At 39.2% G+C, this 12,828-nt stretch carries 10 protein-coding genes; all 10 read left to right on the top strand.

Translation table 11 applies throughout. The features are described from left to right. The first annotated feature begins 15 nt into the window (after window positions 1–15). The 10 genes from HT99x_RS09930 to purF all read left to right on the top strand — a co-directional run bounded on the left by HT99x_RS09930 (window position 16) and on the right by purF (window position 12,818). Window positions 16–1,038 carry an aspartate-semialdehyde dehydrogenase gene (locus tag HT99x_RS09930; protein WP_075067145.1) on the top strand — a complete coding sequence of 341 codons (1,023 nt, stop codon included), beginning with the start codon at window positions 16–18 and terminating at the stop codon, window positions 1,036–1,038. A gap of 96 nt (window positions 1,039–1,134) precedes the next feature. Next, window positions 1,135–3,495: a FimV/HubP family polar landmark protein gene (locus HT99x_RS09925; RefSeq protein WP_139016631.1), complete on the top strand. Its 2,361-nt coding sequence runs from the start codon at window positions 1,135–1,137 to the stop codon at window positions 3,493–3,495. 433 nt (window positions 3,496–3,928) lie between these two features. Continuing rightward, entirely contained in the window at window positions 3,929–4,492 is a 564-nt protein-coding gene (locus HT99x_RS09920; RefSeq protein ID WP_075067143.1) for a hypothetical protein, read from the top strand. Between the two features lie 130 nt (window positions 4,493–4,622). Then, on the top strand, window positions 4,623–6,266 hold the full coding sequence (locus tag HT99x_RS09915; RefSeq protein WP_075067142.1) for a hypothetical protein: 1,644 nt from the start codon (window positions 4,623–4,625) through the stop codon (window positions 6,264–6,266). A gap of 13 nt (window positions 6,267–6,279) precedes the next feature. Next, window positions 6,280–7,083 (top strand): tRNA pseudouridine(38-40) synthase TruA, encoded by an 804-nt coding sequence (truA, locus tag HT99x_RS09910; RefSeq protein ID WP_075067141.1) that lies wholly within the window; start codon window positions 6,280–6,282, stop codon window positions 7,081–7,083. Between the two features lie 81 nt (window positions 7,084–7,164). Continuing rightward, window positions 7,165–8,037, top strand: a complete 873-nt coding sequence (gene accD / locus HT99x_RS09905) for an acetyl-CoA carboxylase, carboxyltransferase subunit beta (protein WP_075067140.1) — start codon at window positions 7,165–7,167, stop codon at window positions 8,035–8,037. Then, window positions 8,034–9,359, top strand: a complete 1,326-nt coding sequence (locus HT99x_RS09900; RefSeq protein ID WP_075067139.1) for a glutamate ligase domain-containing protein — start codon at window positions 8,034–8,036, stop codon at window positions 9,357–9,359. Before accD ends, HT99x_RS09900 begins: the two co-directional genes overlap by 4 nt. 30 nt (window positions 9,360–9,389) lie before the next feature. Beyond that, window positions 9,390–10,445: an SPOR domain-containing protein gene (locus HT99x_RS09895; protein ID WP_075067138.1), complete on the top strand. Its 1,056-nt coding sequence runs from the start codon at window positions 9,390–9,392 to the stop codon at window positions 10,443–10,445. A 207-nt stretch (window positions 10,446–10,652) separates the two neighbouring features. Then, complete coding sequence (locus HT99x_RS09890; protein WP_075067137.1) at window positions 10,653–11,279, top strand: CvpA family protein; 627 nt, start codon at window positions 10,653–10,655, stop codon at window positions 11,277–11,279. Between the two features lie 30 nt (window positions 11,280–11,309). Further along, window positions 11,310–12,818 (top strand): amidophosphoribosyltransferase, encoded by a 1,509-nt coding sequence (purF, locus tag HT99x_RS09885; protein WP_075067136.1) that lies wholly within the window; start codon window positions 11,310–11,312, stop codon window positions 12,816–12,818. Window positions 12,819–12,828 lie beyond the last annotated feature (10 nt).

Genomic DNA, 12,828 nt, shown 5'->3' with positions numbered 1-12,828 from the left:
TGTGAGAGTGTAATAATGACAAAGTTGTATGACATTGCAATTTTAGGTGCAACGGGTGTTGTTGGTGAATCCTTGCTATCGATTCTAGCGGAGCAATCCTTTCCGGTAGGCAAGCTTTATCCTCTTGCCAGCTCACGTTCAAAAGGAGAAACCGTTACCTTTAAAGGACAACAACTGCTTGTGGAAGATGCGGCTGATTTTGATTTTCGCAAAGCGCAAATCGCTTTCTTTTCAGCAGGTGCAAGCGTTTCAGCAGATTACGCTCCCATTGCTGCAAAAGCAGGCTGTATTGTTATCGACAATACCTCACAGTTTCGTAATGACGCTGATATTCCTTTAGTTGTGCCAGAAGTTAATCCTGCCGCTTTAGCACATTATAAAAATCGTAACATAATTGCTAATCCAAACTGTTCAACGATTCAATTGGTTGTCGCACTTAAACCTATTTATGATGCAGTCGGTATTTCGCGCATTAATATTGCAACGTATCAATCCGTATCAGGTACGGGTAAGGCTGCACTTGAAGCGTTAACTGCGCAATCAACAGCTATATTGGCGAATAAAGAACCTCAATTGGCAGTTTATCCGATCCCCATTGGATTTAATTTAATCCCCCATATTGATATTTTCGAAGAAAATGGTTACACCCGAGAAGAGATGAAAATTGTGCGTGAGACTCGGAAGATTCTGGAAGATGAGCTGATTTGTGTTAATCCAACGGCAGTGCGAGTACCGGTTTATGTAGGTCATTCGGAAGCTGTGCATATTGAAACCAAAACAAAATTAACTAAACAACAAGCGATAGCACTGTTAGAAAAAGCACCCGGTATTGTTGTAAAAGATAATTTAAATGAGGGCGGTTATCCAAGTCCTCTTTTAGAAGGCAATAATACAGATAAAGTTTATGTAGGGCGTATTCGTGAAGATATCTCTCATCCATTAGGTCTTAATTTGTGGATAGTTGCTGATAATATTCGCAAGGGCGCGGCGCTCAATAGTATACAAATTGCACAATTACTGGTAAGAAATTATTTGTAAAACTATAGTAAGAAAAGCTTTATTGTTAGTTAGAATACATATTATTTTGTAATTTAATTAACTAATATTGAGGTTGTCTGGGACGGGGAGAATGGTGTGAGAAAAGTGTCAAATCTAGCTACGACAATTTTGTCGTCTTTAGTTTTTACACTCGTACCTATGGTTTCTCATGCAATTGGTCTTGGTAATGTTATTCTCCATTCCCATCTTAACGAACCATTAGAAGCGGATATCCCGATAATTGACTTGAAAGGGGTGGATCCAAGTGATGTAATTGTCACCGTTGCTGATCAACAAGAATATGAAGCAGCAGGGTTACAACCTATTGGTTGGTTAACGTCTATTCGATTTCAAGTGATTAAAAGTGAAATTGCTGGCCGCCCCGTTTTAAAATTAAAAACGAAGGAGGTTGTTAAAGATCCCTTCGTCGATTTGCTCATTGAGGTGAAATGGCCAAATGGTAAATTATTGCGAGAATATACCTTATTACTTGATCCGCCTAAATCAGTAATTCCAACAACACGCGCAGCGCAAAGTAGACAAAACATTTTACCAGCGGTTACCGTAGAAGAAGTCCAAAGCAGGACAAGACAACTTGAAACGATACCGGGTGCAACTTATGGACCCATCGCTGAAGAAAGTCTTTGGAGTATTGCTAAAAGCTTAGCAATGAAGACAAACAGTAATATTCATCAAACATTGATGGCGATAGCAGAAAAAAATCCACACGCGTTTCGCAATGGTAATATCAATTGTATGCGAAGTGGTGTTGTACTCAACTTGCCAGATAAAGCGGAACTTGAACAATATTCGAAAGAACAGTCGCAATCTTATGTAACCCAGGGGAAAATATCGTCACATCCGCCAATAAAAGCTCCGGTTGCAAAAGCGCCACAAAAACCTCTCAAATTAGTCACACCGATTCAATCATTAGAGCCAGCAGTAAAATTAGCAGGTAAGGCTGAAAATCAAGGTGAAGCTGAACGTTTAAATCTGATAGAAGAAGCCATTGATACATTAAAGCGCTCCAATGAGGACATAACTAAAAAAAATCAATCCTTGCAAGATCAAAACCAATCACTTGAAAAATTGCTTTCAATGAAAGAAGAAGAAATCAAAAAATTGGTAGAGATGGTTAAACAGCCAATGCAAGCTAATGAGAATATATCACAGGGACAATTTGCTATTGCCGTTTCTGATATACCTCAGAAACCGAAAGAAGAAGGGTTAGAACCTGCTCCTTTTGCCAATATGGCACCAGCAAAGCCCTTTGAATTAAAAGCAAAACAGACAGAAACGCCTCATAAAGAAGAGCAACCAACAACGATTAAAGTTGATAATCCCGCTATGCCGCCTGTATCACCGAAAGCTATTTCTGCCGATGAATTAGCTAAGCCAAAGCAAGCAGCAGCTCCTAAGATAGAAGAGCAAAGTGAACCAAAAGGACTATTTGGGTTATTACTTTTATTAGGTGGATTGAGTGCGCTAGGGATAATTCTATGGAAGCGTCGATATCCCATAACGACCTATTTACAGAATGCCTCTAACCAATTGTCAACGAAGTTTATTAAACAACCAAAACTGGCTGTGTCACCATCATCAAAAATAGTAGAAAATTATGGTTTGCAATTCGATTTAGATAAAGCATTAGAAGCCATAGCCGATCAAGAGAAAAAATTTAAGAAAAGTGAACAGCATAATAAACTTTCAGATGTTGATAATCTTGCTGAAAAACAAATCAAGAAATTGTATGAAGATGCGCAAGAATGCATTACTTACGAACGATTTGTACAAGCAGAAAAATGTTTAAAAGAGATTTTGCAGCAAAAAAATAATGAATGGTTAGCTGCTTACAAACTGCTAGAAATCTATGTAAAAACAGAAAAATATGTTGAATTTGAACATTTGTATGAAGCATTGCCAGATAATTTACAAGAAGCCGCTCCTGAGATTTGGTCAAAAATTGAAACATTACACCAAAAAGTTAAAAATGAGAAAGCAGTTCAATTTCAATCGCAATCTTCTGAGTCGATTGAAAAAATGCATATTGAATCAATTCCTACCGAACAAGAATATATTGATCTTGGAAAAAACTATACCTTATCTTTAGAAGAACAAGATGCTTCAGATACAATCAACCTTGCTGGCAAGGACAACGTTATTAATATTGATACGTTGCCCCCTGAAGAACCTGAAATGGCTAGTAAAGTTGAGGCTGAATCTGAAGCAGCTAGTAGCGAAGATATTATCAATATCGAAACCTTGCCAGCAGATGAATCTGCATCCACCAGTGATGACGTTAAATTAGATATTCAAAGAGCGCAAATTGCTTTGGCCAAAGCCTATATTGATATGGGCGAATATACAGAAGCAAAAACGATTCTTATTCAACTCAGCAAAGAAGTATCTGGCGAACAAGCTAAACAGGTAGCTCTCCTTTTAGAAAGTATTTCTTAGCATCCCTTTTTGACCTGGCACCAAACTTGAACACAAGACCCATGTCCTTAAGGACAATATTTTGTGTTTTCCTCCTGTGATTCAATAGGCTTAAGTCGACGCAGATCGATGGGCGTAACGATAAAAAACTGGGGTTTATAATAATAAGAAAAGGCAGGAAGACATAAACATAACAGGGAAAAAATAATAATAAAAAGAAGAAAAATTACATAACAAATATCGGGGGAGGGCTTAGTGTATTTACACGAAGCCCTTTTGCTTTTTGGGGTTTTAAATACGTCTTCAGCTTGTTGGTATCATCTTCTTGCCCCGCATTTACCTTGTGTAATCTTGTCTTTAACATCATCACGCTTGTCAGGAATACCCTTACTTTATTTCAAAATTTAAGATAATTTGTTCGAACTTAAATGGTTGTTAAAAATTGGGTTAGATCATGACAAAACGTAAGCGTAACGAAATAGAGCGTGAAATAGAGCAAGAATTCTTAGATCAAGGTTTAGATATCAATCATGCAACCATTGAGGAAATAGAAGAATTTTTTGCAGAAATGCCGCATCTAGATTGTCCATCATTAGACGATTTGATGGATCAAGGTTATACGATAACAGATGCAAAGACGTTTATTATGATGCATCATAAACTAATTTGTCCTTCTATGGAGGAATTAATGCTGGAAGGGTACTCCAAAGAAGATGCGGCAAAACAGCTGTTATATACCCACGTAGAAGAAGCTGAAGAGTGTTTGGCTGATTATTATGAAAATGAGGCTAATGATGTGCAAGAACCCTTTTGGGAAGATCAGCCATTGGCTTATGAGGAAGAAATCCCCTTAGCATCACTAGAAGTGCCATTGGAGTCGATTGAAGAGTCAGCATCCGAAGGGATGTATTTTAATTTCACTAATCTGTTCGTTGAAAGTGAATTTATTGAGCATGAACAGGAACATGCTGATCTAACACAAAGTCAAATAGTTGAAGTAACAACGCCCACACCATAATACTGTAAGGAAAACAGGCTAAAATGCTAAAAAAGCCTTAGTTTGTTTTCCTTTTGCCAGTATACACGCTGTATCCTTTCGAACTATAATTAGTAAGTCGAATACTTAAAATTCGTACAAGGAGAGCAGTGTGGCTATAAATTCTCTGAATAAAAAATCAGATAATGAAATAACGATCCCAAGAATATTAAATTCTCACCAAGTACGGATGTTGCCTTATTGGTGCCAGCATTCATTATCTTATGATTTATTTGAAAACACATTAGCACGCCTTGCAACAAAAGATATTCTGCCTCATTTAAAACCGCATTGGATTGAAATACCACTTGATGAAGAACTGGCATTATTAGATGAAGATCATGTCTTAGAAGTCAGTGTACCCGTTTTAAATTTATGCGATCTGTTACCAAATGCTTTCTTTTCAGGTCCTGCATTAGTTGCTAAAGTCATTGGTTTCAATGGCTATGTAGCCAAAGGTCATCATCGACTGATTGAAAATTATCCATTAGCAGAGTTTGTGCTAGTCACTGATATTGTCGGAAATCAATATGAAATTCTGCTCAATAAAGATGGTAAAATTGAATTACCCAAAGAAGGCGCGGGGCTGTTCTCTATTCCTGCACAGATAACCACTATTTTTAGCGCTAATCAAGTAAAACAAGGTTTAGGCCTAGAAGATTGTCAAGCACAAGGCATTGAAAAGAATAAGCTCTATCTATTAGCCCCGGCACATACCAATCAAAATTTCGAGATGCACATTTGCATTAGTCATTTATCGCAAAATAAGCGAATAGTCGACACCATACGAAAAGTGGAAGTAGATTATCAAGAGTTAAAATTATTACCACAACAAGCCACAACGAAAATTGATCAATTTAATGAGAAATTATCAAATATATTAACGGTTGAGATTGATTTGTCTTTTGATAAATTAATTGATTATCCAATCCCTTATGCTTTGAATGTGGTATTACAGACCGAAAAAGAAGAATCGTCTTATGGTTTAAAGCATCCTACCTCACCTGAGTTAACCTCAAGCAATCGTGGATGGATGCAACACCCGCTTGTTTCTTCTGTTTTTACCAAGTATTTTGGACTCAGTGTTGCCACATTGAATGCGTTAGCAAGAAAAACCTATTCTCGTTATGATTTAATGAATGATTATTTGAAGGGAGATAGATTCGGTTTTAGTGAGCAAAGAGGATATAATAATTTCTTGCTTCGAACAGATGCTTTTGAACGTTTTTATACCATGCTAATCGAAGAGCTGGTTTATCAACGATTACCACAAGAATTTCTCTCCGATAGAGTGACGACCGATAAGTTAAACGAAATTGCTTTTAATCAAATCGCGGTCGATTTTCATGATAGTGTTGTATTAGGGCAATTACAGACAGAAATTGCCTATGGCCAATACTTCCATTTTTATCAAATGTTCTCCCGCTCAGCGCAGTTGAAAGAGCAATTGAATTTATTTGCTGAAGGTGAGCAACCGTTACCTTCCGTGACGGTTGATGTAGTCCCCCAAGTACGGATAGCGACTTTGATGACTCCGGATGAGGGAAGGGTACAGCAATCCATCCTCAAAGACACCAAGACCTCGATGGCGCTTAATTCTGCTTATTTGGCGGCACGTATTCGCCAACAACCCCTGAATGAACTGGCGCAAAAAGACAAGGATGCCGCATTGGGTGAAGATCACCCATTACCCCCTTCTAAGACTGATGCGAAGTCAATCCATATTTGGTATAATCTGCCCCCTCGTTCTAGATAATGTTTGAACCGTTATGCAACGAATTGCCTTGGGCATCGAATATGATGGTAGTCGTTATTTTGGTTGGCAACGCCAAAAAAAGCGTTCTTCAGTGCAAGAATCTTTAGAGACGGCCATTAGCAAAGTTGCTAACCACTCCATTTTGACCTACTGCGCAGGTCGTACCGATGCAGGTGTACATGCGAGTAATCAGGTTATTCATTTTGATTCAGAGGCTGATAGAGCTCCGATAGCTTGGGTCCGTGGGGTTAATAGCTATTTACCCCCTGATATCCGGGTTTGTTGGATGCAGCCAGTCTCAACCGATTTCGATGCCAGAAAATCCGCGTTATCACGTCGATACTGCTATATCATTGTTAACCGGGCTGTCAGTCCTGGTATTTTACGCCATGGGGTTACTTGGATATTGCCAACACTCGATGTGGATGCGATGCAATCTGGTGCGCAATACCTCCTCGGTAAGCATGATTTTAGCTCTTTTCGAGGGGCGCATTGCCAAGCAAAAACACCGATTAGGACGATCTCTGCGGTTCAGTTTCATAGACTAGGCGATAACATTATTTTAGATATTACTGCGAATGCTTTCCTATATCACATGGTGCGCAATATTGTTGGCTCACTGTTGATGGTTGGGCAGGGTAAATGCCCTGACACCTGGATAAAAGAGGTGTTAGCAGCAAAAGATCGGCGTGCAGCAGGATTGACCGCACCTCCTCAAGGCTTATACCTTGTGGATGTTAGGTATCCAGATAATTTTGGGTTGCCTGAGCCCATTCGGATGCCTTGGTTCTTGCCCTCTCCGGTTTTAACAGCGTAATGCAGCTTAATTTTCTTACTGGCGTTTATTGCATTATTTTAGGTAAACTCCGAGCCAGTTAGGTTAAGGGTAACGAATTTTATGAGTTGGTTTCAAAAATTACTTCCTGCCAAGATTCGGTCCAGTGCCGTTAAAAAGAAATCTATTCCAGAAGGGCTTTGGACAAAGTGCCAAGCCTGTAATGCGGTTTTGTTTAAGGCAGAGCTTGAGCGAAATTTTGATGTTTGTCCTAAGTGTAGCTATCACAATCGAATCGGGGCTCGCAAAAGAATTGACCAGTTTCTGGATAAAGGGATCCGTGATGAGCTTGGCTCAGAAATGGAGCCAGTTGATAGACTTAGATTTAAAGATACAAAACGCTATCGCGATAGAATTAGTGCGGCGCAGAAAGAAACGGGTGAAAAAGATGCCCTCGTTGTCATGCGTGGTACCTTACATAACATGCCAGTAGTGGTGGCTGCATTTGAGTTTAGCTTTATTGGTGGCTCAATGGGTACGATTGTTGGTAAACGTTTCGTGTTAGCGGTTGAGACTGCGGTGAAAGCGGGAGTCCCATTGATTTGCTTTGCAACCAGTGGCGGAGCTCGAATGCAAGAATCGTTGCTTTCGTTAATGCAAATGGCTAAAACCAGTGCTGCATTAACTAAATTGGCTGCAGCAAAATTGCCTTATATTTCCGTGATGATCGATCCTTGTATGGGGGGCGTATCAGCAAGTTTAGCCATGTTGGGCGATATTAATATTGCAGAACCCAAAGCATTAATTGGCTTTGCAGGTCCTCGGGTGATTGAACAAACCGTGCGACAAACACTGCCAGAAGGTTTCCAACGAAGTGAATTTTTGCTGGAAAAAGGCGCCATTGACATGATCATTGACAGACGGGAGCTACGGGATCGGATAGCTGCCATTTTAGAGAAACTGATGCAGCATAAGAAGAGCGAGAAAGCGACGTGATAGCAGAAGGCTCTGATTTGGCTAATTGGTTGGCCTACATTGAGCATTCAAGACCACAACATGTCATTGATTTAGGCTTAGATCGCGTCTTGGCCATTGGTACCCAAGCGAAAATACTTCATTTTACTTGTCCTGTCATCACGGTTGCTGGAACGAATGGAAAAGGTTCTACGGTTGCCGTGCTGGCTACCTTGCTGCAAGCAGCGGGTTTAAAGGTGGGGACTTATTCTTCTCCCCATCTATTACATTTTAACGAGAGAATTCAATTAAACGGCCAATGTGTATCCGATAGCACGTTGTGTGATGCTTTTCAGAAAATTGAAGAATACGCCAAGGGACAAGGCTTAACTTTTTTTGAATACACGACTTTAGCTGCTTTTGCTGTTTTTCAGGCTGCTTCTCCAAAGCTTGATGTCATTATTTTAGAAGTGGGTTTAGGTGGGCGTTTGGATGCGGTGAATGTGATAGCACCCAGTATGGCAATCATCACTTCGATTAGCCTGGATCATGAACAGCTTTTAGGAACGACGCGTTCGGCCATTGCGCGTGAAAAAGCGGGCATTCTTCGAAAAGAGATCCCTGTTATTTTAAGTAAGGAAGCTAAAATTGATACTTTGCTGGCTGCAATAGAGCAGCATCAAAATCCAGCTTGGATTGAAGGTGAGGATTTTGATTTTATAGATGATAATAATGAAACGTGGCAGTTTGATAACAAAACCATCAATATTCCCTCATTCAATTTACCCGAAAATAGTGTTTCATTAGCATTCGCTGCCTATACTGTGTTCAGTAAAAACATGATTAGGCTGCCTGAACTGAAAGAACAGCTAAATAGTATTAAAGATATGACGATGTTAGGACGCTTTCAAACATTAAAACACAAAGGCGTTTCTATTATTTTTGATGTGGCACATAATGCGGCATCTTCAGCTCGTTTAGCACAGAAATTGCACCAACAGTTAGGTCATAAAAAAGCATTGGCAGTCTGGGCAAGTTTAGAAGACAAAGATTTAATGCAAATTATTTCACCCATGTTAGAGAGAGTGAGTGATTGGTTTGTGGGGGGATTAGACAATAATCGAGCTGCTAAACCATCAATATTAGCAGGGCTATTAAAAGCAAACAGCGTTACGAACGCAACAGTTTGCAATACCTTACTGGATGCATTTCAAGCGGCAATGAGTCGGGCAATACCAGGAGATCATATTATTGTATTTGGATCATTTTATACAGTGAGTAGTGTGCTTGGGATTTTGTTAAAAGATGATATGACTTTGCAAAATGGTTTGCTTACGTCAGATTTAACAGAATCTGTTTGCTGATGTTCACATTCTTTGTTTAGGGATATTAACATGAGTAAGTTAAAAGAAAGGCTTTTTGGACTTATCGTGGTCATTGCATTAGGAGTGATTTTTGTTCCTATGCTGCTTGAAAATACACAAAATCCAAAGTCAAATGTTACGCAAGAGACTCCTTCTGCTTCTGTTGCAAAGAACGAGAATGATAAAAATCAAAAGCCTGATATTTTAGCAAAGCTAAAGGAATCCTCTAGTGAAAAGCCAGTCGTATATGATGATAAGCAACCTATCAGCGATAGACCCGAGATCAAAACGCAAGATGAAAATGCGCAAAAACAAGCTGAAAGCTTAAAAGCAGAACAAGAAAAAGCAGCTTTGCAACAACGTGAACAAGCAAAAATTGAACAATTAAAACTTGAAGAAGATAAGCGTCATCAAGCGGAAGCTCTGAAGGCAAAGCAGGAACAAGAAAAGCTTGAACAAGCACAACGCCGTCAGGCTGAAATTGAACAAGCAAAGCAAGAACAAGCAAAGCTTGAGGAAGAAAAGCGACAACAAGCACAAAAAGAACAAATGACGAAATTGGCGCAAGACAAAAAACGTCAAGAGGAAATTACACAAGCCAAGCTAGAACAACAAAAGCTCGAAGAAGCAAAAGCACAACAAGCGAAAGAACAAGCAAAACTTGAGCAAGCCAAGCTAGAACAAAGAAAGCTCGAAGAAGCAAAAGTACAACAAGCTCAAGAGCAAGCAAAACATGAGCAAGAAAAATTAGCACAACCAGTGAAGCGCGCAGAAGCACCTAAAGTTGAAAAACATAAAGAAGTGGTGAAATCAAAGCCAGCAAAGATACCGGCGCATGTTGCTAAAGGCGGTTGGGTTGTACAAATGGGCTCATTTGCAGAGCACAGTAATGCAAGTAATCTATTAAAGAAATTGAAAGCAGCGGGGTATCCGGCTTTTACGCGCCATGTTAATCGTTATGGGATGGATTTAACAGTTGTGATGGTAGGACCTCATGCCAGAAGAGATGATGCGGATAGACTATGTGCGACGTTGGGAATGAAATTTCAAATTGATGGGATAGTGGTACGTTATGAACCCCATTAATATATACCCTTCACAGATGAATCATCGGTGTTGTTGGCTTCGTGATTCTCACAATAGTCATGTACTTTATGTACACTCCTATTGCTCGAACACTCGCCGCCTAACCGAGAAATCATCTGTTGTGGGTATATGCTTCCAGGCGCTTGAAGCAAAATGGTTTGAGTCAATATTATTCATAAAGCGTTTATTGAGTCAAGGAGCGAAACGATGACGATTGGAACACCGGATATTATCATTTCAGGTCTTATTCTGGTTTCAATTTTGATTGGGATAGTACGTGGGTTTATTAAAGAATTAATTTCTTTAATAACATGGATTGTGGCGATTGTCCTAGCATCCATGTTTACCAATCAACTTGCTGAACATATGACGTTTACTAAAACGCCGTCTATTCGATTGCTTTGTGCATTTTTATTGATATTTGTTGGGGTAGTCTTTGTTGGGGCTATTTTTAATTATTTTATAGGCACGCTTGTTCGTAAAACACCTTTTAGTGTTGCCGATCGGGTGCTAGGATCCATTTTTGGATTATTTCGGGGTGTGGTGCTACTCGTCATTTTAGTATTACTCGGAGGGTTGACCTTTTTACCCAAAGAATCTTGGTGGCAAACATCTTATTTTATTCCACGAGTCCAGGTATTATCACTATGGCTGAAAGAACAGTTACCTGAAGAATACGCAAAAGCCTTTAAATTTACAGATGAAGATAACGTGACTAAATCAGATAAAACAGACAAATCAGGTAAAGCTGGGAACTCTGAGAAAGCGGGTAAATCTGAATCAAATAAAACAAATAAAAAACCAGAAACAAAAATAGAGAAAAAGAACGATTAGTTGTTAAATTTTAATTAGTTGGGGTGTTTTATGTGCGGTATCGTTGGAATTGTAGCAACAACAGACGTCAACCAGATGATCTTTGATGCTTTAACCGTGCTACAACATCGTGGTCAAGATGCGGCCGGAATGGTCACTTGTGAAAATAAAAAATTTACTTTGCGCAAGGCAAATGGCTTAGTACAAGATGTCTTTCGCGCAAAGCACATGTATGGCTTGAGAGGCAAAATGGGTATCGGGCATGTGCGTTACCCAACAGCAGGTTCAGCAAGCGAAGCCGAAGCTCAGCCTTTTTATGTAAATTCACCGTTTGGTATTGTTTTAGCGCATAATGGTAACTTAACCAACGCACAAAAGCTTCAAGAAGAGTTGTTTAATGAAGATTTTAGACATATCAATACAGGCTCTGATTCTGAAGTTATTTTAAATGTTTTAGCTCATGAGCTGCAAAGTATCTGCAAAGATAAATTAACACCCGCTGATATTTTTGCGGCAATCAGTAATTTGCATAAGCGTTGCCGAGGTGGTTATGCCGTCATTGCCATGATTGCAGGTTTTGGTGTGGTTGCCTTTCGTGATCCGCACGGGATCAGACCTTTAATTTATGGTAAACGCGAGACAACGCAAGGCACTGAAATCATGGTAGCTTCAGAAAGTGTTGCGCTGACCTCGCAAGGATTTTCAATTGTGGATGATGTTGGGCCAGGCGAAGCCATTATTGTTGAAAAAAATGGTACAGTACATCGTCAAGCTTGTAGTGCTAATGCTAAATTAACGCCATGTTTGTTTGAATTTGTTTATTTTGCAAGACCTGATTCTATTATCGATAAAATTTCAGTTTACAAAGTTAGGATGAATATCGGTAAAAAATTGGCTGATAAAATTCGTAAAGAATGGAATATCGATGATATTGATGTCGTTATTCCTATCCCAGAAACGAGTAGAAATGCAGCCATTCCCTTGGCTCATCAATTGAATGTCGAATATCGAGAAGGATTTGTTAAGAATCGTTATGTTGGCCGCACCTTTATTATGCCAGGTCAAAAAATTCGTAAAAAATCTGTTCGACAAAAATTAAGTGTGATTGAATTAGAATTTAAAAATAAAAATGTATTATTAATTGACGATTCCATTGTTAGAGGGACGACCTCAAGAGAAATTATTCAATTGGCAAGAGAAGCGGGCGCACGTAAAGTATATTTTGCCTCAGCTGCCCCTCAAATACGCTACCCTAATATTTATGGTATTGATATGCCAAATGCACAAGAATTAATCGCTCATGATCGTTCTCTTGAAGAAATTAGACAAAGCATCGGTGCTGATAAACTTATCTATATTGATTTAGAAGCACTCGTTTCTACTGCCAGAGAAGGCAACAAATCCATCGAAAAATTTGAAAGCGCTGTTTTTGACGGTATTTATGTTACTGGAGATGAATCTGAATATCTCAAAAAAGCGGCAAGCACACGATCTGATCATGCTAAAAAAGATGAAAATCAAATATTCGATGAGTGTCAAATAGATCTGCACAATCAATAATCAAAAATAA

The sequence above is a fragment of the Candidatus Berkiella aquae genome, assembly GCF_001431295.2.
GTDB lineage: Bacteria > Pseudomonadota > Gammaproteobacteria > Berkiellales > Berkiellaceae > Berkiella > Berkiella aquae.
This window is presented reverse-complemented; position numbering and strand designations above follow the sequence as displayed.